Genomic DNA, 22,760 nt, shown 5'->3' with positions numbered 1-22,760 from the left:
CTATTGAATCCTCTGAAAGCCCGCGATAAAGAAGCCATCAGAATCATAGTCGTCTGGATAAATTTTTAAAGCATCTGTATCACGATTTGGCTTTAGGTCTTTTCTTGTCTTGACCCAAACCGGTTTAAAGTTTTGGTGCTGATCTAAAAACCTGCTGACATTCTCACTATTTTCTTGATTCATGATGGTACATGTACTAAATACCAACTGTCCGCCCACTTTGAGTGTTGGTGCCACAGCATTCAAAATCTCAGTTTGAATCTTTACAAGATGTAAAACGTCATCAAGCGTCTTATCGTATCTAATCTCTGGTTTACGCCTCATCAATCCAAGTCCCGAACAGGGAGCATCAACCAGGATTTTATCAAAAGTACTTTCACCAAATAATTCAGAAGCATTACGAGCGTCAATGGCATGAACTTCAATATTATCTTTCACACCCATTCGGGCTGCATTTTGCTCAATTTTGGTTAATTTTTTGAGGTGCAGATCTAAAGCTTCAACCTTACCAGTAGTCAAATATTCAGCAATTTGCGTGGTTTTACCACCAGGAGCCGCACAAGCATCTAGTACATAGTCATCATTTCTAATGTCCATGGATTGAACTGGCAACATGGCACTTTCGTCCTGAATCGTAAACAAACCCTCTTTAAACAGAGGACTACCACTAGCACTTTTACCAGATAAGATAAGCGCATGATCAGCTACTTCACTACTCTTAACCTCATATCCCTCTTGGACAAATTTCTTCTTTAAATCATCATCAGAAATCTTACGATGGTTTACCCGGACTGATTGCTTAGCTGGCTGATTAATACTCTTAAGTATATCAACCGTCTTATCCATACCAAGTTGCTCATTAAGTTGCTTTACAATCCACAGCGGAACACTATAAAAGATTGAGTCATAAGTGGCAGTGTCTTTAATTTTATCAATTGGCGGCAATCCATTTCGTTGGATGTGGTGAAGGACTCCGGTAACAAGTCGTCTAATACCATCATGCCCACGCTTTTTGGCAATCTTAATTGATTCATCAAAAATCGCACGATCTGGTATTTTGTCTAAATACTGCATTTGATAAATTGCTGTATACAGTAATTCTTTCACCCAACCATCAAGTTTGTCAGATCTTTTTACTAAGTGGTCAACATAATAAGCTAACGTCAACCGGTGCTGAATCACACCATAAACGATATTAGTATACAGGGAAATATCTTTGGGACTCATCGTGCTAGAATCGATCACATTGTTGATTTGAAGATTAGAATATGCACCGCCATGAACACGCTCTAGTGTTTTTACGGCTAAGTATCGTGGATTACTTGAGTTATTTTCTGTCAATAAATTGATCTCCAATTTCTAATTTCTGGTTGCCGTTCAAATATTCGGTAATTGACTTTTTTGGCTTCCCAGACGGTTGAATTTCTTCAATTCCCAAAACCGTTCCGTTCCCAGCAGCAATTTTTAAATGGTGTTTATCTTTACTAACCACCTTACCAGGATCCAAATCAGTCTGCTCATCAATAACCGTTGTTTCCCAAATCTTATTTGGTTTCCCATTCACCATTGCAAATGCGGTCGGATCGGGTCTTAACGATCTGACTTTTGCATCAACCAAACTAGCAGGTTGAGAAAAATCTAACTCTTCTTGTTCTCGCTTAATGTTTGGCGAAAACACAACTTGTTCTTCATCCTGTTTTTGGGGATGTGCAGTTCCATTAATAACTTCTTTTAAAGTCTTTAAGAGAAGGTCACGTCCCACTAAACTCAACTTTTTAAACATACTATCAGTATCGTCGGTGTTTTCAATCTTAACAGGTTGTTGAGCTAAAACGTCACCAGCATCCATCTTTTTGACCATGTACATAATCGAAATTCCGGTTTCTTTATCTCCGTTCATAATGGCATATTGAACCGGAGCCCCACCACGATATTTCGGCAGTAAAGATCCATGAACATTGATATCCGCAATTTGCGCTGCTTCAAGCAATTTAGTCGGCAAAAATTGGCCAAATGCAGCAGTAATAATAAAATCTGGCTTCATTTGAATGATTTCTTCCATTTCGGGACTTCCACCTAATTTTTGCGGTTGTAGTACCGGTAACCCTAAATCTTGACTAGCTTTCTTAACCGGTGATTCTTCAATTTGATGTTTTCGCCCCACCGGTCGATCTGGCTGGGTTACCACTGCCAACACTTTGTAGTTCTGATTTAAAGCTTTTAGGATTGGAACACTAAATTCAGGCGTTCCCATAAATACAATTGATTTCATAATAATTCACCTACATAAAACTGACTGGTTCTGGATCAATCCCGATCCGTAAACCCTTTCTAACTTCTTTTTGTGATATTTGTAAAATATGCTTTAGGCTTTCATTAAGTTTTAAGTCACGTTTGTACTTAATAATGATTTGGAAATAATAACGTTTTTTCATTCGAGCAATCGGCCTAGGGGTTGGCCCCAAAATAATGGTAGTTTGATCAAGCGACTTTTTAAGATAATTAGCAACCTCATAAGATTCATTAGCCGCCTGCCTCTCATTTAGTGAACTAATTGAAACTTTAATGGTAAAAAAGTATGGAGAATAATCAGCTAAATGTCTTAATTGCATTTCTTTTTGATAAAATGCTTCATAATCCTGGTCTTTAGCCAATTGAATCACATAATTATCTGGATTATAGGTCTGAATAATGACTTCTCCATCCTTATCAGCTCGTCCAGCTCGTCCGGAAACTTGAGTTAATAAATCAAACGTTCGTTCACTAGAACGAAAATCAGGTAAATCCAATCCGGTATCAGCATTTAATACCCCCACCAAAGTTACATTCGGAAAATCCAGTCCCTTAGCAATCATCTGCGTTCCTAGTAAAACATCAGCATGATGTTCACCAAATTCACGAAGTAACTTCTCATGAGAACCCTTTTTCCGGGTTGTATCGACATCCATTCTGATTACTCGCGCTTTTGAAACGAGTTCATGTAATTGTCGCTCTACCTTTTCAGTTCCAGTACCAAAGTAACGAATATTTTTACTGTGACAGTTGGGACAATACTTAGGAATTGGTTCCTCAAATCCGCAGTAGTGACACTTCATCGTATGAGAATCCATGTGAAGCGTCAAAGAAATATCACAGTTGGGACACTTTAAAACATAGCCACAATCTCGACACATCAGAAAAGACGAGAATCCCCGACGATTAAGCATTAACACTACTTGTTCGTGCTTTTCAATTCTTTGCTTAATCGCACTAAGTAATTGGTGCGAAAAGATTCCATCATGAGTCTCTTCCTCTCTGGTCATGTCAACAACTGAAACTTCTGGTAAACGCCTTTGATTAATGCGATCGGGAAGGCGTAAAAATTTATAAACTCCCTTTCCGGCACGAGCCCTTGACTCAAGCGAAGGTGTTGCACTCCCAAGTACGACTGGGCAATGATGATAATTGCCACGCCAAATGGCAACATCCCGCGTGTGATAACGCGGATTATCATCCTGCTTGTAACTTGTATCGTGTTCCTCATCAAGAATAATAAGCCCAATATCAGAAAGAGGAGCAAAAACTGCTGATCTTGCCCCTACTACTACCTTTGCCCTTCCATTATTAATTCTACGCCACTCATCATACTTTTCCCCAGTTGACAAACCACTATGAATTACAGCAACTTGATTACCAAACCGATTTTTAACTCGATTAACCATCTGGGGGGTTAAAGAAATCTCTGGAACTAACATCAACGCCGTCTCACCTAAATCCAGAGCCTTTTGGATGGATTGAAGATAAACCTCAGTCTTACCTGATCCAGTTACTCCTTCAAGTAGATAGGTTTCATTTTGATGGGCTTCAATGGAACGATCAATTTCACGAACGGCATGTGCTTGATCAACGGTTAACTTTTTTGGTTGATCAATTGTAATATCATGTTTGTACGGATCACGATACTTCTCAACCTGAACTTTTTTTATCCAATTCTTCTTTTCAAAACTGCTAATCGCTGAATTGGATATTTTAAGATCATTAACGAGGTGGGTCTGAATAATTGGTTGATCAGTATGGTGCTCTAAAACAGAAAGTAAGTTTAATTGAGAAGTGGCATTCTTACGAAGCTGTTTTTTTGCCTGGCCAAAATCACTTAATTGATTTAAAATGGCCGTTTCCGTTTTCTTTTTGGCTTCATTTTGAACTTTGTAAATTACTTGGATTTTATTGTTCTTACGCAACTTAGCAAGTTTTCCCATCTCAGTACTATTAAAATGCTCCGTGTCAAACGGAACCATACTCTGGTCTTTAAACTTATCATTAAGCTCTTGATCGGCAAGATTTCCAGTTGCTTTTACATAGGTTGTATATCTTGCCTTCATCGCATTAGGAAGCATGGTCAAAAGACAACTAATTCGAAAAGAATAAGTTGTATCAGCCAACCACTTAGAAAGTTCAATCATTTCGTCGTTCAACACTGGGCTCAAATCCATGGTACTATCAACCTTTTTGAGTTGATTAAGCTGGTCCGGTTTCTCATCTGTAATATCAACGACAAAACCTTCAACTTTTCTGTTTCCATTCCCAAATGGAACAATGACCCTCATGCCTCGTTTCAGTTGATCTTCTAATCCAGTAGGAATTAAGTATGAATAGGGTACATTTGTTTGCATGGTCGGAACATCAACAATCACTTTTGCAATTTTCAAATTACCCCTTCTTTCCATTCTTGCATATTACAGATTAGCTATAAAAGGTCAACAACGACATTTAACACTTCACTAGCAACTTTTAATTTAGACTCAACTTCTGTCTTTTTGACCAAACCATCCTTTGAGATGATTGAAACCTGATTATCATCACTATTAAAACCAATTAATGAATTGGAAACATCATTTAATACCACTAGATCTAATTTCTTTTTCATCAACTTTTGCTTAGCATTTTTAAGAGGATCATTGGTCTCGGCCGCAAAACCGACCACCACCTGATTAGGGCTCTTCTGTTGTGCCACTTTTGCAACAATATCATCGTTCTTAATTAGATGGAGATCTAAAGAATCATGGTCTTGATCCTTCTTGATTTTTTGTTTTTCCGCATGAGCAGGTTTAAAATCACTAACCGCAGCAGCCATAATCAAAACCTGATTATCTGAAAATGAGCGTTGCACCTGGTGCTCCAGTTGATCAGCAGAACTAACTTTGATAACTTTCACACCATCTGGAATCTGGCACTGACTGTTGGCACTTACAAGTGTCACATTGGCCCCCATCTTTTTAGCAACCTCAGCAATTGCATATCCCATCTTTCCTGATGAATTATTTGATAAGTACCTAACCGGATCAATTGGTTCTCTAGTACCACCAGCAGTTACCAGTATATTAACCCCAGAAAGAGGTTGGTCATCATGATCACTTAATTGACTAACCACAAACTGATAAATTTCTTCTGGTTCAGCAAGTCGACCTAGAGCTGAATATCCTTCGGCTAGTGGACCAACTTGTGGCTCAATAAATTCGATACCATCATCTTTTAATCTTTGAAGATTTCTTTGGGTAGCTGGATTTTTTAGCATGACATCATTCATTGCTGGCGCAAAATACTTGGGGCACTCCATGGCTAACATAGTCGTACTTGCAAAATCATCTGCAATCCCATTTGCTGTTTTAGAAATAAAATCAGCGGTAGCTGGGGCAACAATTGCCAAATCGGCCCATTTAGCTAGCCCAATATGATTAATCGTTGTTGAGTCATCAAAATAACTTTGATCATCATAGACATCATTCTTCGATAAAACTTGAAAAGTTAATTTCGAGACAAATCGTTTGGCAAACGGTGTCATTACAACTTTGACACTAGCACCATTCTTTTTTAAAAGTCTCAATAAATAAACTGCCTTATAGGCAGCAACGCTACCAGATACAAATAAGACAATTTGCTTCCCGTTTAACAAAATTATACCCTCCAAAGTATTTCTTATTAATTATACTACACATCCCTTATTATTCATTTAATAAAAAAAGACCCTGTGATGAGATTCATCACAAAAGTCCTTTCTTACTTACTTTTTGGAGCGATGGTTAACACGCCGGCAGCAATTTCTTCCAACGCCATTCCAACTGATTTTACTGACTTATAATGGGAAAGCAGTGGTTTCGCACCTTGATCAAGTTCTTCAGCTCTTTTGCTGGCTAACATAACGAGCGAATATCTTGAATCAACGTGTTGCAATAAATCTTCAAGTGGTGGATAAATAAACATTAAACTTCATCTCCTAATTTATTAAGATAATTTGGCATAACGCGGTTTACCTTTAAACGTTCGCTTTTAACAATTGTTTTAATTCGGTCTACCGCATTTGAAACCTTATCATTCACAACTGCGTAATCATAGTTTTGCATCATTCGGATTTCCTTAGAAGCTTTTTCAATTCGTTTGTTGATAACTTCAATATCATCAGTCCCACGGCCAACCAAACGATCCCTAAGTGAATCAATGTCAGGTGGAGTTAGGAAAATAAAAACTCCATCGGGGCAGTTGGCACGCACCTGCATGGCACCATTAACTTCAATTTCCAGAAAAACATCTCTTCCTGAATCTAATGTCTCGTTTACGTATTGTAACGGGGTGCCATAGTAATTGTCAACATACTTAGCATACTCCAGCATCTTACCATTTTTAATATTCTGTTCAAATTGATCCTTTGAAACAAAGTAATAATCAACCCCGTTAACTTCTCCCTCACGGGGTTTTCTGGTAGTCATCGAGATTGAATACTTGAAATCGACATCAGGCTCATTAAAAAGGGCTTTTCTAACCGTTCCCTTCCCCACTCCACTTGGACCAGAAAGAACAATTAACATTCCTCTTTCACTCACTTAAACCGCTCCTTTTTCGTAACTTCTTTATATATATTATGCAATTTATAAATCAATTAATCAATAAGAGATAAAATGAATGCTATTTAATTTTTTGTCTTTTTTGTTGATTGGCCAAGTTTAAAAGTTCAGAAGCGTGTTCCATGGTTAACTTAGTAACTGTAGTTCCTGCTAACATTCTAGCAAGCTCCTTAACTCGTTGCTCACCTGATAAGGGTTGAACCGAAGTTTCCGTTCGATTATTAGAATCAACATGCTTCGAGATGAAATCATGATTATCAGCCATGGCGGCAACCTGTGGCAGATGGGTGATACACAAAACCTGGGATTTCTTACCAATTGCACTAATTTTATCAGCAATTGCTTGAGCCACTCTTCCCGAAACCCCCGTATCTACCTCGTCAAACACGATTGAAGTTACTCCTTGGACGCGGGAAAAAATCGTTTTAAGAGCTAACATAATTCGAGAAAGTTCACCACCAGAGGCAATTTTGGATAACGGTGCCATGTCCTCACCCGGATTCGTTCGGATGTAAAACTCAACTTCTTCAATTCCATTTCGATTAAAAGTATCTTTAGGTAAATTGGAAAAACGAACTTCGAACTGCGTTTTATCCATGTACAAATCAGCTAATTGTTGATGAATTTCAGCCGTTAACTTTTCGGCTTGCTGATGTCTAATATCACTTAACTTTTTCCCAAGTTTATTTAATTCTTTGACGGAAGCATTGAAGCGTTCTTCTAAATTATTGCCACTCTTTTCATCCGTCTCCATATCAGTTAATTCACCAGAGATTTTATCGTAATACTTTAAAATCTGTTTAATCGAATCACCGTATTTTCGTTTTAACTCAAAAATAGTATTTAAGCGTTGCTCAACTTCGTTCAATCGGTCAGAGTCAAACTCCAAATTATCCATCTGATTACTAATCTCTCCAGAAGCATCTTGCAGCGTATAATAAGCATTTTTAACATTCTCAGAAATTGACTTAAACTCATCATCTAACCGTTCTAAATCTTCAAGAGCATTCATGGCATCCCCGATCATATCAATCGGACTAATACTTTCATCACCATTAATATCATTAAAACTTCTTCCTAGACTATCGCTAATGGCTTGAAAATTATTTAAACGATCCCTTTCGGCTATCAGATCTTCTTCTTCGCCATCCGTTAAATCAGCCGTTTCAATTTCATTTACCTGGTACTTAAGCATATCAATGCGTTGAGCCCATTCTTTTTCATTTTTATTTTTATTATTTAATTCTTTCTTTAATTTAAGGTATTTTTCATATTGTTCCTGATAAAGCTTAAGCGTAGGTTTGAGGCTGTCGCCAGCAAATTCATCAAGTAACCCAATGTGCTTATCAGGTTGCATCAGCGCTTGATGTTCATTTTGTCCATAAATATCAACCAAAGTTTCGCCAACTTTTTTTAGCGTATTTGTATTCACCAATATACCATTGATGCGACATACGTTGCGGCCATTACGATATAATTCACGCTGTAAAATTACCGTATCATCATCATGTTCGATCCCAAATTTATCCAACACATGAGCAGTAAGACCATCTTTAGGAATAGCAAACATTCCCTGTAAAATTGATTTGTTTGCACCCTTTCTAATAAAGTGAGACGATCCCCTACCACCAGCAAGTAGACCAACGGCATCAATAATAATCGACTTTCCTGCACCAGTTTCTCCTGACAGAACTGTCATCCCTGAGTAAAAATTAACTTCCAATTGATCAATAATCGCAAAGTCTTTGATTGAAATTTCCTGTAACAACTTCTCACCTTCTTAATTATTTAAACTTTTATAAGCCTGATCCATGACACCATCAACTGCAACATCGTTTCCTACTTCAGGGTCATCAGATGACTTTAGATAAATCAAGAATTCGATATTCCCTTCACCACCCTTGATGGGAGAAAAATCAAGTCCTAAAACAGAAAAACCAGCCTCGGTCGCAAACTGAATGACGTTATTAATCACCTGTTTATGCACGTTTTTGTCCCTTACAATGCCATGCTTACCAACGTTTCCACGACCAGCCTCAAACTGGGGTTTTATTAATGCCACTACTTCCCCATTTTTAGCTAAAATTGATTTTAAGGGCTTTAAAATTAATTTAAGAGAAATAAAAGAAACGTCAATTGAGGCGAAACTAGGTTCTCCACAAGTAAAATCTTCTGGTTTACTGTACCGAAAATTAGTATTCTCCATTACAACAACACGAGGGTCGTTTCTAAGCTTCCAAACTAATTGGTTTGTCCCAACATCTAAGGCGTAACTCAATTTAGCTCCATTTTGTAACATTACATCCGTAAACCCCCCGGTGGAGGATCCGATGTCCAAAACGATTCTATCACGAACACTAATATTAAAACTTTTGAGTGCTTTTGCTAATTTTAATCCACCCCGACTGACAAAGGGAAGTGCATTGCCCTTTAAATGCAGCTTGGTTTCAACTGGAATCTTCACCCCAGGCTTATCCATGCGTTGTTCATTTTTTCCAAGTACTTCACCAGCCATGACGGCTCTTTTTGCCCTTTCGCGTGTGTCAAACAATCCTTGCTTGACAAGTAAGACATCAACCCGCTCTTTATCCTTTGCCATTATAACCTCACTTTTTCACCACAAAATAAGATAAAAATGAATCTAACAAATCGGGTGAAAATTCATCCGGTAACTTACTTAATGCCTCTTGACTTTTACTAACAGTCTCATCTAATTTTTGAATTGCTCCATTAATTCCCAACAAATTTACATACGTATTTTTATCAACGTCATCCTGATTTTCAAGGTTAGGAGCATCTTTAATATCATCAAATATTTGAAATGCTAGCCCAAAATTCCAAGCAAACGCAGATAAACATTTCCGACTTGCTTGATCAGCATCAGCAATGGTCGCCCCTGCTATAACACAATAATGAAACAATTCACCGGTTTTGTTTCTATGTAAATGCATTAATTCATCCAGATTCAAATGTTGGTTATCTGAACTAACATCTACAGTTTGACCAGCTACCATTCCGTCTGGACCAGCAGCATGGGACAATAACTGAATCAATTGAACTCTTTTTACAGCTGACAAATCAGCTCTTGAAAGCCAGTTAAACGCTAACGTCAACAATCCGTCTCCAGCTAAAGTTGCAATATCAGCGCCAAATTTTTTGTGATTGGAGAGTTGACCACGACGATAATCATCATTGTCCATGGCTGGTAGATCATCATGAATTAAAGAATAGGTATGAACTAACTCAACCGCAGAACTGGTTTTAATGGCGGACTCGTCAACTTCGTAATTCAAAGTTTTTAGGGTAGCTAACGTCAATAATGGTCGTAACCGTTTTCCACCAGCCATCAAAGAATATTTCATGGCATCTACAATTAATTTTATCGAGCTCGACTTATCAATGTTTGTTTCTAAAGTTTGATCGATTTTCGGAATATATTCAGCTTTAAATTCTGAAAGAGTTTGTTTATTGGGTGTCATCACTGTCTCCACCTTGTTGATCACGATCAAATGGGATTTCATTATCACTGTCATCCATCATTTTAGTAAGCGTTTTTTGTGCATTTGAAAGTGTCTTTTGCATTTCGTTACTTAACTCAACTCCATCTTTAAATTCTGAAAGGGCTTTTTCTAAAGGTACGTCCCCCTGTTCAAGTTGATTAACAATTTCTTCTAATTTATCCATATTTTCTTCAAAAGTTGGTTTTTTATCTGCCATTATTTACTGTCTCCTTTAAGTCCAACATGATCAACGGTTGCACTAGCACTTCCATCACTGAACTGAATACGAATGTGTTCATCCTTTTTTAAATCCTTAGCCGACTTAACTAATTTCTCATGATCGTTTGTAACCATCCCATATCCAGAACTCATTAAACGTAGTGGGCTTAGATGGTCGAGTGCACTGACGTTTGAATTTAACTGATTCCGTTTTGTTTTCAAAATCACTTGAACGGACTTTTTCATCGATTCAAGATAATAATTAACCTGTTTTTGGTTTGCATTGATGCTATGAACCGGTGAGTTTAATTTTAGTTGTTCTAAATAAGCTTGAAGTTGATTATGGTAATGATTTAGTAAATCTTTCATGTTAGTACCCAGTTTGGTATTTAAAGTATCTAATTGCTGGACATAGGATTCATAAAGACGTTCGGGCTGGTTAAAAACGTAAGAATTCATTACTTTATCGTATTGTGACCTCGAACGGGCCAAAATGTTATCCATGGCATTATAAATCCTAGTCTGTTTAGTCTTTAAATCAAGAATTACATCACTAAGCACAGGAACTGCCAACTCAGCAGCTGCGGTCGGGGTTGCTGCCCGTTTGTCAGAAACTAAATCAGCAATCGTTGTATCAGTTTCATGTCCAACTGATGAAATCACTGGAATTTTACTATTATAAATAGCTCTTGCTACAATTTCTTCATTAAATGGCCATAAATCTTCAATAGAACCACCACCACGACCAATAATAAGAGTATCAAATCCACCAATTTCGTTGACTCGGTTAATTTGATGAGCGATCTCACTCGCTGCATTCTCACCCTGAACAGCTGCTGGAAACAGGACAATTTGAGCAATCGGGAATCTCCGTCTAACGGTGGTGATGATGTCCTTAATAACTGCACCACTTTGAGACGTGACTACAGCAATTCTCTTAGGATACATTGGAAGAGGTTTTTTATGAATTTCCTCAAACAAGCCCTCTTTGGCAAGTTTATTTTTTAACTGTTCGTAGGCTTCATAAAGTTGACCCACTCCATCCGGTTCCATGTGATCAATATAAAACTGATACATTCCGGTTTTTTCATACACGGAAACATGTCCAGTAACAAGGACTTTCATTCCCTCCTCTGGCATGAATTTAATCTTAGAGAAGGCTGATTTAAACATCGTAACGTTAATTTTTGAGTTATCATCCTTTAAACTAAAATATTGATGAGTTGGTCGCAAGCGAAAGTTGGAGATTTCACCGGTAAGATAAACTCGTCCTAGGTATGGATCAACGTCAAATTTCTTTTTGATATACTGTGTCAAAGCTGATACAGTTAAATATTTACTTGCCACTCTTTTTGCTCCATTCACACATATCAACAGTTTGTTGCATCAAGGTTGCGATTGTCATTGGTCCTACGCCACCCGGCACCGGAGTGATATATTCGATATTGTCACTTTTTGATTTGTATTCGACGTCGCCAGCCAATTTACCATTCTCATCCATATTTTGACCAACGTCAATAACAACGGCACCTGGTTTAAAATCATCATCATTTAATATGGCATACTTGCCGACCGCTGAAATAACTACATCAGCTTGCTTCGTGTACTTTGAAACATCATCAGTGTGGCTATGAACGTCAATCACGGTTGCATCGGCGTTAAGCATCAACGCTAACATTGGCTTTCCAACAATTGAACTACGGCCAACAATCACAACGTTTTTACCATCTAAGTCAATATGGTACTCCGATAGTAAAGTCATAATGCCCTTCGGAGTACATGCAACCGGGTAATTCTCCTTAAGATTAAGAAATAACTTGCCGACATTAACGGGATGAAAACCATCCACATCTTTTGTAGGATCAATTGCCTCAATCACTTTGTCTTCGTTAATATGATCAGGAAGTGGCGATTGAACTAAGATTCCATTGATTTCAGGGTTCTCATTCAAACTTCTCACAATTTGGATCAATTCGTCTTGCGTGGTTGATTCAGGTAAAGCTTTCTTAACGGAATAGATGCCTAACTCTGTTGCCTTTTTTTCTTTGCTTCGAACATATCTTTGACTTGCCCGGTCATTTCCAACGATTACTACCGCTAATCCCGGATTAATTCCAGCTTGTTTTAGTTTAAAAACTCGCTTTTTTGTTTTTAAGTTCAGGTCTTTTGCAACCTTTCTGCCATCAATTATGCTAACCACGAAAACATCTCCCGATACATTATTAGTACAATTCTAGCATATTATTTTTGTTCTAGCTAAATGTAAAAAAATAAGAACCCATAACGGGTTCCTATTTTTCAATCGCACTATCTAAAACGCCATTAATAAAGTTTCGTGACTTATCATCACAAAACTTTTTAGCTAATTCTAAAGCTTCATTAATGGCAACTTTATTTGGCGTTGCTTCTTCATACTTAATTTCATACAGCGCAATTCTTAAGATAATTAGGTCAGCTTTACTAATTCGATCAATCGACCATTTATTCGCTAAGTGATCCGTAATGATCTTATCAAGTTCACTCTTATGCTCTCTTACCCCATTAACGATTTCCAAGTAATATTCTGGTGCCCTTACATCTTCATTTGTAAGATAATCAAAAAATTCACTTGGTTCAACAGCATCATTACTTTCCATCGCAAATAAGGTTTGAAAAGCTAACTCTCTAATTTGATGTCGACTTATTTTCACTTTTTATCCTCATTATCGAATAATTTATCAGTATCAACTTTGCCAGTACTCTTTGGAGGAATCATTCCCTCAACGTGAACATTTACGGAACCGATACGAAGGTCAGTCATAAACAACAACTGTTGTTTTACTTGGTTTTGAATCTCTAAAGCAACTTTAGGAACCGAAACCCCGTAATTTAGGTATACAAAAATATCAACATTCAATTTGCCATTCTTAATTGCTAATCTGATGCCCTTACCGCGCTCTTTTCTTCCAAATAATTCGTTAACACTGGAAGAAAAACTACCACGCATCCGGTTAACTCCTTCAACTTGCACGGCCGCAATTCCAGCAATGACCTCAATCACACGAGGTGCAATTTTAATCGACCCTAGGTCTGATTTCTTATTGTCGAGTGTAATGAAACTTTCGTCTGCTGCCATAATATAACCCCCAATTGGCTAAACAATCAGATCATTCTGACCATTATGCCCGAGAAATGTAAGTACCGTCATCAGTATTGATCACTAACTTATCACCCTTATTTACAAAGAATGGAACTTGAAGCGTTAAACCAGTGGTCATAGTAGCGGGTTTAGAACCACCGGAAGCAGTATCACCTTTAATCCCAGGTTCAGTATCCGCTACTTCAAGTGTGACCGTCTTAGGCACTTCAACTCCCAAAGTTTCACCGCCGTACTGAATAACTTGAACTTCCATATTTTCTTGTAAGTAGTTCATTTCTTCTTTAACTTGCTCTCTTGGAATCGTTAGTTGTTCATAATTATCCATGTCCATGAAGACAAGTCCACTACCATCATCATAGAGGTATTGCATCTTTTTGGTTTCAATGTTAGCTTTTTCAACTTTAGCACTAGCCCGAAAAGTTTTTTCCTGAACGGCTCCCGTCCTTAAATTCTTTAACTTAGTACGAACAAATGCTCCACCCTTACCGGGCTTTACGTGTTGAAAACTAACAATCTTCCAGATGTTATTGTCAGCTTGAATGGTCATACCATTTTTTACTTTTACAATTGAAATTGACATTTTCATGCCTCCCACATATTTATGTTCCTATCATATCAATATTGATCACGTAAAAGCAAGTTACGATATTGATAAAAAAAGAGACCCCTGCGTTAACGCTAGGCCTCTTTGGATTTACTTAGTTGCTACTTCTGCTTCAGGGTAAACAGAAACTTGACGTTTGTCACGACCTAAACGTTCGAAACGAACAATCCCATCAACTAAAGCAAATAATGTGTCATCTCCACCACGTTTAACGTTCTTACCTGGATAGATATGAGTTCCACGTTGACGGTATAAAATTGTACCAGTTGTTACTGATGAGCCATCAGCAGCTTTAGTCCCTAAACGACGTCCAGCTGAGTCACGACCGTTAGATGATGAACCACCGGTTTTATGGTGAGAGAAAAATTGTAGATTCATTTTTAACATGCGTTTACACCTCCAAATTAAAAGTGTTATTTTACTTCAACGTAATTCGAATACTGTTTTGAAATATCCATAAGTCCATTCATAAAGCTTTTAAGTAACGTTTGGACCTTAACATCATTCAAATGTTCAACCGGAATCTTAACTTGAAGATATCCTCCATTTTTTTCATTCTGTTCTACATATGGATCAATGTCACAAACGGTAATTAACCCGTTCACAGAAGAAATTGCTAACGCTGATACTGCTGCACAGACGATATCATGCCCATACTCACCAGAATCAGCGTGGCCAGTTACTTTAAATCCGGTTATTAAATTATGATTTAAATCAAATGTAGCTTTAATCATACGACTTAAGCGTTAATCTTGTTGATAGTAACCTTAGTATAAGGTTGTCTATGACCCTTCTTTGATTGAGCACCCTTTTTAGGTTTGTATCTAAAGATACGGATCTTCTTACCCTTACCTTGCTTATCAACTTTTCCTTCGACTGAAGCACCATCAACTAATGGTGAACCAACCTTAGGGGTCTTGCCACTAACAAAGACAACATCATCAAAAGTAACCTTGTCACCTTCGTTAGCATCAAGTTTTTCAACAAAGATGGCTTCACCTTCAGAAACCTTGTATTGCTTGCCACCTGTTTCAATAATTGCGTACATGTAGTGCACCTCCTTATAATTTGCTTAGACTCGCCAGTATTAAGTACCCACTGGGCTTTAAAAACTCAAACTGAGCGGTTGTAGCTGTGGAAGTCCACAATTACAACATCATAAGTATATAAAAATTAATGTTATAAGTCAAATAAAAAAAAGACACGCCAGATATTAAGCGTGTGCCTTTTTCGAGATGTCGCAGGAGCGATTCGAACGCTCGACCTACGGTTTAGAAGACCGTTGCTCTATCCAGCTGAGCTACTGCGACATAAACTCAAACAACAAGAACAATTATATTGAATATCAAACTATAAGTCAATGGTTTTTAGTACATTGCTTGATTTAATGATCATTTAAAACCAGCTTTAAATCATCTTGCAGTAGACTGTTAAATATATCGGTGATTGCATCTGAACTAAAGCCTAAATCAACAAGGCCGAACTTTAAGAATAAAGTCCAAGCGTGCTTATATCCGATCTTGCTTTTCTCATAATAACTTTTTAGTAACATATTCAGCATTGATAAATATAAAGAATTAAGGTCATCAGTCTTTTTCATTCCTAATAACTTATTTAACATCTCGTCATCTACAGTAATCACATCCACCCAACTTTGTAGGTTAGCAATTAGCAAAAAATCCCTGAGAGTCCTAATGTAACTTTCGAGCTGGTTGTCACGATTGTTCTCGGAACTAGTGATGTCTGTTTGAAGCATCCCAGAATTTTTAGCCAATTCAGAAAAGTGAATGTCTAACGAAACGTAAGAACTTGAAACATGAGTTCCGGGTTTCCAGATTGTTTGATTTTTAGCATCTAATTGCCGATATAAGTTGACTGTATCCGAAACCATTTTGTTAATATCCATCATTATTTTGCCACTCCTTAATTTGCTGTTCAATTTGAGTAATTTCTTCGGGATGTTGAATTAAATCATACCAAGTAACGTCCATCTTGTTCCTAAACCACGTTAGTTGTCTCTTAGCGTAGTGTCTTGAGTCTTGCTTAACATCTTCTACTACTTGATCCAAACTTTCGTTACCCTTGAAATATGAGATGAATTCGCGGTACCCAATTCCCTTACTAGCAGGAATTTTACTCCCCCCATTTTCAAAAAGCCATTTATTTTCTTTAATTAACCCGTTTTCCATCATCTGGTCTACTCGTTGATTAATCCGCTGGTATAGGACATCACGACGCGTATTAAGTCCCACAATCAATTCATCATACTGCTGTCCCTGATTATTCTGCTTGGAAATTGGCCTTCCACTAACAAGGTATACTTCGAGAGCCCGTAAAATGCGTCGTGTGTTTTGCATAGGTGTCTTTGATGCCGTTACAGGATCAACCTGATTTAATTTATCCCACATTTTCATTGGACCAAATTCGTTAAGTTCATTAATCAATGTTGCTCTAATCTCAGGATCATTCTTACTTCCTAAATTTAATCCCCTTAAGAGTGAATTAAGATAAAATCCAGTGCCACCAACAATAATTGGAAGATGCCCTCGATTCGTAATTTCCTTAATTAATTTTTCAGCAGCTTCAACAAAATCAACCACCGAATATTGTTCGTCAACATCAATGATGTTTATTAAATAATGAGGAATTCCCTGCTGCTCCGTTCGAGAAATCTTGGCAGTCCCAATATCTAGATGACGGTAAACCTGCATTGAGTCGCCAGAAATAATTTCTCCATTAAACTGTTTTGCAATTTTAATTGATAAGTCCGTTTTTCCAACAGCCGTTGGACCAACAATCGCTAATAATTTGTTCATAAATTCACCTAATTAATGATGTTCTATACTGGATATATTAGCGCAAATAACGCATAATGGACAAGTAGATAATAAAAAAGGAGGCAATGACTATGAGTAAATTTACACAAGGATTTACTACAGGAGTTGCAGCATGTATTGGAATCGCTGCAGGGGTTTGGCTTTCATTCAAGAAAACGGTGGTTCAACCAATGGAGGAACAAGAGTCCAAAATTAATGAAAACCGTAAAAGAGCAAACAGAAAAAGTCATTCAGCTCATTTAAGTTAATTATTAATAATAAAAAGAGAACTCGATCGAGTTCTCTTTTTAGTTAACCCTTTTTAATTTTGCCATCCCATCGCTGGTAACCCTCGTTAAGAATTGAAATATTTTTAAAACCCTTTTTGTGAAGGAATTTGGCAGCTTTCATACTCAAAGTCTTATTCTGATCGTACAAATAAACTGGTAGATCTGGTCTCAGTTCTTGATAAAAACTTCGAAAAGTTGAATATGGCATGTTTCTTGAACCAAGAATATGACCATCATTAAAAGCTTTACTTTCACGTAAGTCAATAACTTGCGATTTGCGAATCCCACTTTGAAATTCATCTTCATTTAAAAACTTACAATAGCGTTTGGCCATTAAAATAGTAAATTCATGGTATAACCACCAAATTAACAGAACCACTCCTAGAGTGATCAGAAAATAAAGAACTGAAACTATCACACTACTCAATTAAAATCTCTCCAATACTTTTATCTAAATTGTAATGCTAACGAAGCTGCACCAATTACCCCAGCATCATTACCCAACTGAGCTAATTTAACTTTAGTTGAATCTCTAATTGATGGAAAGGCATTTTCCTGGAAATATCTAGTAGTTGGTTGAAGCAAAGTGTTTCCAGCATTCGAAACTCCACCACCAATAATGATACTTGCTGGGTTCAAAGTATTTCCAATATCAGATAAGGCTAGTCCAAGGTAAAAACAAATCTTATCCACAACCTGATTAGCAAAAATGTCGCCATTATCTGCTAGGTAAAAAACCATTTTTGAAGTGATTTTTTCATCAGTATTTTCGAGATCCTTTAACCGTGAATGTCCCTTAAAATCTTTAGACATATCCTTAGCTACGTGAACAATTCCAGTTGCTGAAGCGTACTGTTCTAAGCAACCTCTTTTGCCACAGGTACAAAGGTAACCATTTGGTTGAACAGCAATGTGTCCAACTTCACCTGCTCCACCATTAACACCATGAAGGAGTTTACCGTTAGCAATTACTCCACCACCAACTCCAGTTCCTAACGTAACAAAGACTACGTCGTCTTCAGTACTACCTGCACCCTTCCAGTATTCACCTAAGGAAGCCACATTGGCATCATTGTCTAATTGAAATGGTAATCCAACCCCATTCTGAATCAATTCTCGAACTGGTTGTTCATCCTTCCAGTTAAGGTTAAAAGCTTCGGAAACTGTCCCTTTTTCACGGTTTACAGTTCCTGGTGTTCCCATTCCAATTCCAACAAAATCATTAATGGTTTTGTCAGAATCCTCGATATGTTTGTTGATTGACTTAACAATGTTCTCAACGATGTGAGCGCCCTTATCACTAGTATCAGTGAGTACTCTCCATTTATCAAGAACCTCACCATTTTCGTCCAAAAAAGCCATTTTAGTAGTGGTACCACCTAAGTCAATCCCAATCAAATTCTTTGCCATTCTATAGACCTCCCGTCTCATTTTTAGATTTTAAGTTTTTTTCTTCAATCCTGTGTTCACGTGTTAATACTAGTTTTGCGGATGTAAACTCTCGATCACTAACTACATGAGCATCATGAAGATGGTCGAGTTCTAAGGCCATTACTTCAATATCCCAAAGTCGTTTACCGACATATACATATATTCCAAATTTTTTTAACAGTTGTTGAACATCATATAGAGTTGTCATTTTAATCATCATCCTAAATTAACTATGTACAACGTGTCAACGAACAGAACCTAAATAGTACATTATTATTATACCAATAATTAAAGCGGTTGCATAAAATAATCTCATAATTTTATTTAAATTGATATTGTGCTTTAATCCTACAACAAAACTAATCAGGTAACCACCAATGAATCCGCCAATATGACCAAAAATATCAATACCAGGCGTAAAGATATCAAATACAAGGTTAATTACTACAAAAAGAATAAACGTCTTTGCAGTACTTCTGACAAATGAATCACCACGATACTGAAAAGCAATCATCAAAAAGGCACCGAATAATCCAAAAATAGCGGTACTGGATCCTGCTGAAATTCCACTTCCAAACGCGAAGCTCATTAAATTTCCACAAAATCCTGCAACCATAAAAATGACAAAATATCTTAAATGACCAACGATTGGTTCAATTAATTTTCCCAAATAATATAAGGTGATTCCATTAATTAAAATATGTTGAAAACCAATATGAACAAAAATGGGAGTAATTAGACGCCACCACTGACCATCTTTTACTAAGGGGGTATATTGTGCACCAAACTTTAGTAGATTAACGGTGTTCTCTGAGCCACCACTTAAAGTCATCATTAAATATACAACTACCATGATGAACAGTAATAAGTACGTTACCCAGGGATAATTATTGACTCTTTTAAGTTTTTGTTTGATCATCTTAAATCCTCTAAAAAATAATCCGATCCAATCTAACGTCAAATGGATCTGGCTTCCAATTTAGCTCAGAAACGATTTGTGCTTTTTGGGCCAGTGAAACCTTATAGCCGTCAAATCGAGATAAATAACGATCATAAAATCCCGCACCATAACCAATTCTCTGATTACTATCAGGATTAAAAGCAACTCCTGGAACCACCATCAAATCAATCAAATTACTGATGATCGTCTTTCCATTAACGGGCTCCCAGATCCCAAACTTAGTCTTTTGAAACTTTAAAGTGTGGCTAAGCTCAACAAACTCCATCTGATGCTTAGGAAGTGTATGAGGAACCACCACCTTTTTCCCATCATTTAAAGCCGCAAAAATGATGGGAGCTGTGGGAATCTCAATGGAGGTATTCATGGTTGTGGCAACCACCTTGGCGTTCTGCCATTCTTGAAGGTCAAAGAGCGCTTCATACAACCCATAAAAGAATTGATCCGATGGCTTAGCATTTTTCATTCTTTTTAAAACCAATTTTCTAACTTTATTTTTATTCATTTACATCACCCATTAATTTTATAATAAAAAAGATTTTGGGTAAAAACCCAAAATCTTATTTTGTTTCGCGATGTAAAGTAACTTTTCTATCACGTGGGCAATACTTTTCTAATTCTAAGCGATCGGGATTATTTCTACGACTCTTAGTTGATAAGTAATTGCGTTCGTGGCATTCAGTACATTCCAAAGTGATATGAACACGCATGTCAAATACCTCCAAACATATTCGTTTTTTATAACTAATTCAACAATCATAATATTAACATCTTTAGCACTATATATCCAGTCTCATTTAAAGAACGTTAAGTAATTTTACTTAACAGTATTTTATGGCTTATTCTGAACATCATCCCAGTATGCTTGATAAATTTGTTTAGCAAGATTCAAGTTATTACTTTCAGCGTCAACCGGAAGATTAGGAATGGCTAACGCGACCACTACCTGTGGATCCTTTGATGGTGCATAGGAGGCCAAACTCAGAGTAACAGTTGGTTTACCATTGTAAAATGTTTGGGCAGTACCCGTCTTAGCAGATACTTCGGGAGATAGGCTTGACAAATCTCCACCGGTTTTATATTTATTGGTACCATGAACTACTTGATACAATCCCTGGGTAACAACGTTTCGTTCTTGTTGTGTCATTGGAATTTCATTTAACACCGTTGGCATCGTCGTATTTTGAACAGCTCCAAGTTGTCCGTTCTTGGTATTGGTTGATCTTACATTTTGAACCACATGTGGCTTCAAACGATATCCGCCATTAGCAATGGTGGACATGTATTGGGCTAATTGAATCGTAGTGTACGAATCATAGTTACCAAATGATTCATCCAAAGATTTCCCAATATTAGCAAACGTTGATGGTCCTTGAATGCCGGCAGTTTCACCCGGTAGATCAATCCCAGTCTTAACACCTAAACCAAATTGATTGAAGTAGTTTCGTTCGATGTTAAAAATGTTGGGACTCATGTTAAGTGATCCTCCTGCTTTATACCTGAAGCCCCCTTCTTTCATAGCAAGTTGCATCATGTAAGAGTTAGAGGAAACCTCTAGAGCACCCTGGGCGTTAACCGGCATGTTGGCCTCACCATTTTTGTTAAACCAAGAACTCTTCTTAGCTCCACCAATATCAATTGGCATATCTTCCATTGTACTGTTATTCGGTGTAATAACCTTATCCATTAGGGCACCTGAAACCATTGCACCCTTAACAACCGATCCCATTACAATGGCACTGTTGATGGTTCCTAATTCGTTTGGTGTAACTTTACCAGTCTTAGGATCACGGTTAACACCAGCCATTCCAATTACCGCACCGGTCTTTGGGTTCATAACAACGGCATAAGCCCCCGTTGAATCACCAACGCCCCCAGACTCTGCACCTTTAACTAAATCTTGGAGTTTATTTTGAAACTTAGAGTTAATGGACAACTGAAGATTCTGGCCCCGTTGGCCTGGATACTTCTTAACTTCCTTAACAATCTTGTTATCCCCTCCAACTTTAACCTCGGTCTGAGACTTAGAGCCACGTAAAATTGGTTCATATTGTTGTTCCAAATTACTTTGTCCAACTGAATCATTTCTTGAATACCCTTCAGCTAAAAGTTCATTAACCCGATCAGAAGGTAACCCAGTTTTACTAGATGAAACATTTCCAACAATACTTTGAATCTCGTTTCCAGATGGATAATCACGAGACCAACTTGTTCCAACCTGAACTCCAGGCATTTCAGAAGCATGTTCACCAACTTCAGCAATTTCTTTGTTACTTACACCATCCGTTTTAATGTTGGTAGTTGATAATTGATAAGCCCCACTCATTTCCGTAAAAATAGCAGCTGCGTTCTTCATTCGAGGAGTAACCTTTACAATTTTCCCATTCTGGATCATATCTAAAGCTTTATTGTAGGCTGCTTGTGGCGCTAACTTTGTTCCATTAGGAACTTCCTTAGTAGCGTTTGTAAGGTTAGTCTTATCGGCCAAGTAATATTCACCAATTTGCTTTTTAGTAAGCCCTTTAGTTGGGAGGGTGATGTAACTCCCAAGTTTATTGGCATCATTATAAATCTCCTGAGGCATTACGCTTAATCCTTTAGTATAGGTGATGGCCCGATGAGTTTTGTTACCAACTAAAACTTTCCCGGTTGAGTCATAGATCATCCCTCGCGGAACATTACCATACTTAACTGAATTATCGCTCTGATTAACATCAGATTTATAAACTGATCCTTGAAAAATCTGCATGTATGCTAGTCGAAATACTAAAACTGCAAACAATATTCCAACAATTGCGAAGATAAAATTCAGTCGAAATGGAATTTTGGAATTACCGTTTCGCCGGCTCGAATCCCGACTCCTTCTTCTAAATAACCGATCAAAAAAGTTTCTCACGATGCTAACGCTCCTTAACTAATTAATAA

At 37.4% G+C, this 22,760-nt stretch carries 28 protein-coding genes, 1 tRNA gene and 1 other annotated feature; of the genes, 1 reads left to right on the top strand and 28 read right to left on the bottom strand.

Annotated features, from left to right (window positions below; translation table 11 throughout):
• From rsmB to miaA, 21 genes are all read right to left on the bottom strand, one after another.
• On the bottom strand, positions 1–1,341 hold the full coding sequence (gene rsmB, locus AC6UC9_RS02575; protein ID WP_500701050.1) for a 16S rRNA (cytosine(967)-C(5))-methyltransferase RsmB: 1,341 nt from the start codon (positions 1,339–1,341) through the stop codon (positions 1–3).
• On the bottom strand, positions 1,328–2,272 hold the full coding sequence (fmt, locus tag AC6UC9_RS02570; RefSeq protein WP_500701049.1) for a methionyl-tRNA formyltransferase: 945 nt from the start codon (positions 2,270–2,272) through the stop codon (positions 1,328–1,330). Before fmt ends, rsmB begins: the two co-directional genes overlap by 14 nt.
• 10 nt (positions 2,273–2,282) lie before the next feature.
• Positions 2,283–4,706 carry a primosomal protein N' gene (gene priA, locus AC6UC9_RS02565; protein WP_500701048.1) on the bottom strand — a complete coding sequence of 808 codons (2,424 nt, stop codon included), beginning with the start codon at positions 4,704–4,706 and terminating at the stop codon, positions 2,283–2,285.
• Positions 4,707–4,726: 20 nt separating this feature from the next.
• Entirely contained in the window at positions 4,727–5,932 is a 1,206-nt protein-coding gene (coaBC, locus tag AC6UC9_RS02560; protein ID WP_500701047.1) for a bifunctional phosphopantothenoylcysteine decarboxylase/phosphopantothenate--cysteine ligase CoaBC, read from the bottom strand.
• A 104-nt stretch (positions 5,933–6,036) separates the two neighbouring features.
• Entirely contained in the window at positions 6,037–6,240 is a 204-nt protein-coding gene (gene rpoZ / locus AC6UC9_RS02555; RefSeq protein ID WP_500693702.1) for a DNA-directed RNA polymerase subunit omega, read from the bottom strand.
• Entirely contained in the window at positions 6,240–6,857 is a 618-nt protein-coding gene (gene gmk, locus AC6UC9_RS02550) for a guanylate kinase (RefSeq protein ID WP_500693701.1), read from the bottom strand. The genes rpoZ and gmk overlap by 1 nt, the downstream gene beginning before the upstream one ends.
• 82 nt (positions 6,858–6,939) lie before the next feature.
• Positions 6,940–8,646: a DNA repair protein RecN gene (recN, locus tag AC6UC9_RS02545; RefSeq protein WP_500701046.1), complete on the bottom strand. Its 1,707-nt coding sequence runs from the start codon at positions 8,644–8,646 to the stop codon at positions 6,940–6,942.
• Between the two features lie 12 nt (positions 8,647–8,658).
• Positions 8,659–9,477, bottom strand: a complete 819-nt coding sequence (locus AC6UC9_RS02540) for a TlyA family RNA methyltransferase (RefSeq protein ID WP_500701045.1) — start codon at positions 9,475–9,477, stop codon at positions 8,659–8,661.
• Positions 9,478–9,484: 7 nt separating this feature from the next.
• Positions 9,485–10,357: a polyprenyl synthetase family protein gene (locus AC6UC9_RS02535; RefSeq protein ID WP_500701044.1), complete on the bottom strand. Its 873-nt coding sequence runs from the start codon at positions 10,355–10,357 to the stop codon at positions 9,485–9,487.
• Positions 10,344–10,595 carry an exodeoxyribonuclease VII small subunit gene (locus AC6UC9_RS02530; protein WP_500693697.1) on the bottom strand — a complete coding sequence of 84 codons (252 nt, stop codon included), beginning with the start codon at positions 10,593–10,595 and terminating at the stop codon, positions 10,344–10,346. The genes AC6UC9_RS02535 and AC6UC9_RS02530 overlap by 14 nt, the downstream gene beginning before the upstream one ends.
• Positions 10,595–11,944: an exodeoxyribonuclease VII large subunit gene (gene xseA / locus AC6UC9_RS02525; RefSeq protein WP_500696733.1), complete on the bottom strand. Its 1,350-nt coding sequence runs from the start codon at positions 11,942–11,944 to the stop codon at positions 10,595–10,597. Before xseA ends, AC6UC9_RS02530 begins: the two co-directional genes overlap by 1 nt.
• Positions 11,934–12,797, bottom strand: coding sequence for a bifunctional 5,10-methylenetetrahydrofolate dehydrogenase/5,10-methenyltetrahydrofolate cyclohydrolase (locus tag AC6UC9_RS02520; protein ID WP_500695693.1), 864 nt, complete (start codon positions 12,795–12,797; stop codon positions 11,934–11,936). Before AC6UC9_RS02520 ends, xseA begins: the two co-directional genes overlap by 11 nt.
• A 91-nt stretch (positions 12,798–12,888) precedes the next feature.
• A complete protein-coding gene (gene nusB / locus AC6UC9_RS02515) occupies positions 12,889–13,287 on the bottom strand; it encodes a transcription antitermination factor NusB (RefSeq protein ID WP_500693694.1) in 399 nt (132 codons plus the stop codon).
• The gene (locus AC6UC9_RS02510) at positions 13,284–13,712 is read right to left on the bottom strand and encodes an Asp23/Gls24 family envelope stress response protein (RefSeq protein ID WP_500695695.1); all 429 of its coding nucleotides are present in this window, start codon (positions 13,710–13,712) and stop codon (positions 13,284–13,286) included. Before AC6UC9_RS02510 ends, nusB begins: the two co-directional genes overlap by 4 nt.
• A gap of 43 nt (positions 13,713–13,755) precedes the next feature.
• Positions 13,756–14,316 carry an elongation factor P gene (gene efp, locus AC6UC9_RS02505; RefSeq protein ID WP_039143941.1) on the bottom strand — a complete coding sequence of 187 codons (561 nt, stop codon included), beginning with the start codon at positions 14,314–14,316 and terminating at the stop codon, positions 13,756–13,758.
• 114 nt (positions 14,317–14,430) lie between these two features.
• Positions 14,431–14,727, bottom strand: coding sequence for a 50S ribosomal protein L27 (gene rpmA / locus AC6UC9_RS02500; protein WP_010021538.1), 297 nt, complete (start codon positions 14,725–14,727; stop codon positions 14,431–14,433).
• Between the two features lie 26 nt (positions 14,728–14,753).
• Complete coding sequence (locus AC6UC9_RS02495) at positions 14,754–15,074, bottom strand: ribosomal-processing cysteine protease Prp (RefSeq protein ID WP_500701043.1); 321 nt, start codon at positions 15,072–15,074, stop codon at positions 14,754–14,756.
• Between the two features lie 5 nt (positions 15,075–15,079).
• Positions 15,080–15,388, bottom strand: coding sequence for a 50S ribosomal protein L21 (gene rplU / locus AC6UC9_RS02490; RefSeq protein ID WP_500693691.1), 309 nt, complete (start codon positions 15,386–15,388; stop codon positions 15,080–15,082).
• 16 nt (positions 15,389–15,404) lie between these two features.
• Positions 15,405–15,478: a sequence feature (ribosomal protein L21 leader region), on the bottom strand.
• Positions 15,479–15,576: 98 nt separating this feature from the next.
• Positions 15,577–15,650, bottom strand: a tRNA-Arg gene (locus AC6UC9_RS02485).
• 74 nt (positions 15,651–15,724) lie between these two features.
• A complete protein-coding gene (locus tag AC6UC9_RS02480) occupies positions 15,725–16,249 on the bottom strand; it encodes a hypothetical protein (RefSeq protein ID WP_500701042.1) in 525 nt (174 codons plus the stop codon).
• Positions 16,236–17,156, bottom strand: a complete 921-nt coding sequence (miaA, locus tag AC6UC9_RS02475; RefSeq protein WP_500701041.1) for a tRNA (adenosine(37)-N6)-dimethylallyltransferase MiaA — start codon at positions 17,154–17,156, stop codon at positions 16,236–16,238. Before miaA ends, AC6UC9_RS02480 begins: the two co-directional genes overlap by 14 nt.
• A 92-nt stretch (positions 17,157–17,248) precedes the next feature.
• Between miaA and AC6UC9_RS02470 the strand changes: the two genes are divergently transcribed.
• Positions 17,249–17,425, top strand: a complete 177-nt coding sequence (locus AC6UC9_RS02470; RefSeq protein WP_500693688.1) for a DUF3042 family protein — start codon at positions 17,249–17,251, stop codon at positions 17,423–17,425.
• Between the two features lie 43 nt (positions 17,426–17,468).
• On the opposite strand, the gene AC6UC9_RS02465 is transcribed toward AC6UC9_RS02470, so the two are convergent.
• The 7 genes from AC6UC9_RS02465 to AC6UC9_RS02435 form a co-directional block, all read right to left on the bottom strand.
• The gene (locus AC6UC9_RS02465; protein ID WP_500696736.1) at positions 17,469–17,873 is read right to left on the bottom strand and encodes a rhodanese-like domain-containing protein; all 405 of its coding nucleotides are present in this window, start codon (positions 17,871–17,873) and stop codon (positions 17,469–17,471) included.
• 20 nt (positions 17,874–17,893) lie between these two features.
• Positions 17,894–18,856, bottom strand: coding sequence for an ROK family glucokinase (locus AC6UC9_RS02460; protein ID WP_500693686.1), 963 nt, complete (start codon positions 18,854–18,856; stop codon positions 17,894–17,896).
• 1 nt (position 18,857) lies between these two features.
• Positions 18,858–19,085 (bottom strand): YqgQ family protein, encoded by a 228-nt coding sequence (locus AC6UC9_RS02455; protein ID WP_010021549.1) that lies wholly within the window; start codon positions 19,083–19,085, stop codon positions 18,858–18,860.
• Between the two features lie 36 nt (positions 19,086–19,121).
• Complete coding sequence (locus AC6UC9_RS02450; RefSeq protein WP_500701040.1) at positions 19,122–19,796, bottom strand: rhomboid family intramembrane serine protease; 675 nt, start codon at positions 19,794–19,796, stop codon at positions 19,122–19,124.
• Between the two features lie 10 nt (positions 19,797–19,806).
• Positions 19,807–20,340 (bottom strand): 5-formyltetrahydrofolate cyclo-ligase, encoded by a 534-nt coding sequence (locus AC6UC9_RS02445; RefSeq protein ID WP_500701039.1) that lies wholly within the window; start codon positions 20,338–20,340, stop codon positions 19,807–19,809.
• A gap of 55 nt (positions 20,341–20,395) precedes the next feature.
• The gene (gene rpmG / locus AC6UC9_RS02440; protein ID WP_500693683.1) at positions 20,396–20,545 is read right to left on the bottom strand and encodes a 50S ribosomal protein L33; all 150 of its coding nucleotides are present in this window, start codon (positions 20,543–20,545) and stop codon (positions 20,396–20,398) included.
• Positions 20,546–20,667: 122 nt separating this feature from the next.
• Entirely contained in the window at positions 20,668–22,731 is a 2,064-nt protein-coding gene (locus AC6UC9_RS02435; protein WP_500693682.1) for a peptidoglycan D,D-transpeptidase FtsI family protein, read from the bottom strand.
• Positions 22,732–22,760 lie beyond the last annotated feature (29 nt).

This window comes from Fructilactobacillus sp. X7R4C1 (genome assembly GCF_059901115.1).
The sequence above is the reverse complement of the archived record's forward strand: the minus strand, read 5'-3'. Positions and strand labels throughout refer to the sequence as shown.

Excerpts from the sequence above, each read along its gene's own strand:
- AC6UC9_RS02480 (WP_500701042.1), bottom strand. The coding sequence starts at position 16,249 with ATGATGGATATTAACAAAATGGTTTCGGATACAGTCAACTTATATCGG.
- miaA (WP_500701041.1), bottom strand. The coding sequence starts at position 17,156 with ATGAACAAATTATTAGCGATTGTTGGTCCAACGGCTGTTGGAAAAACG.
- efp (WP_039143941.1), bottom strand. The coding sequence starts at position 14,316 with ATGTCAATTTCAATTGTAAAAGTAAAAAATGGTATGACCATTCAAGCT.
- priA (WP_500701048.1), bottom strand. The coding sequence starts at position 4,706 with ATGGAAAGAAGGGGTAATTTGAAAATTGCAAAAGTGATTGTTGATGTT.
- AC6UC9_RS02445 (WP_500701039.1), bottom strand. The coding sequence starts at position 20,340 with ATGAATAAAAATAAAGTTAGAAAATTGGTTTTAAAAAGAATGAAAAAT.
- fmt (WP_500701049.1), bottom strand. The coding sequence starts at position 2,272 with ATGAAATCAATTGTATTTATGGGAACGCCTGAATTTAGTGTTCCAATC.
- AC6UC9_RS02510 (WP_500695695.1), bottom strand. The coding sequence starts at position 13,712 with ATGGCAGCAGACGAAAGTTTCATTACACTCGACAATAAGAAATCAGAC.
- rpmA (WP_010021538.1), bottom strand. The coding sequence starts at position 14,727 with ATGTTAAAAATGAATCTACAATTTTTCTCTCACCATAAAACCGGTGGT.
- AC6UC9_RS02460 (WP_500693686.1), bottom strand. The coding sequence starts at position 18,856 with ATGGCAAAGAATTTGATTGGGATTGACTTAGGTGGTACCACTACTAAA.
- AC6UC9_RS02530 (WP_500693697.1), bottom strand. The coding sequence starts at position 10,595 with ATGGCAGATAAAAAACCAACTTTTGAAGAAAATATGGATAAATTAGAA.
- rplU (WP_500693691.1), bottom strand. The coding sequence starts at position 15,388 with ATGTACGCAATTATTGAAACAGGTGGCAAGCAATACAAGGTTTCTGAA.
- rpmG (WP_500693683.1), bottom strand. The coding sequence starts at position 20,545 with ATGCGTGTTCATATCACTTTGGAATGTACTGAATGCCACGAACGCAAT.
- AC6UC9_RS02450 (WP_500701040.1), bottom strand. The coding sequence starts at position 19,796 with ATGATCAAACAAAAACTTAAAAGAGTCAATAATTATCCCTGGGTAACG.
- AC6UC9_RS02470 (WP_500693688.1), top strand. The coding sequence starts at position 17,249 with ATGAGTAAATTTACACAAGGATTTACTACAGGAGTTGCAGCATGTATT.
- rpoZ (WP_500693702.1), bottom strand. The coding sequence starts at position 6,240 with ATGTTTATTTATCCACCACTTGAAGATTTATTGCAACACGTTGATTCA.
- AC6UC9_RS02455 (WP_010021549.1), bottom strand. The coding sequence starts at position 19,085 with ATGACAACTCTATATGATGTTCAACAACTGTTAAAAAAATTTGGAATA.
- AC6UC9_RS02540 (WP_500701045.1), bottom strand. The coding sequence starts at position 9,477 with ATGGCAAAGGATAAAGAGCGGGTTGATGTCTTACTTGTCAAGCAAGGA.
- AC6UC9_RS02495 (WP_500701043.1), bottom strand. The coding sequence starts at position 15,074 with ATGATTAAAGCTACATTTGATTTAAATCATAATTTAATAACCGGATTT.
- AC6UC9_RS02535 (WP_500701044.1), bottom strand. The coding sequence starts at position 10,357 with ATGACACCCAATAAACAAACTCTTTCAGAATTTAAAGCTGAATATATT.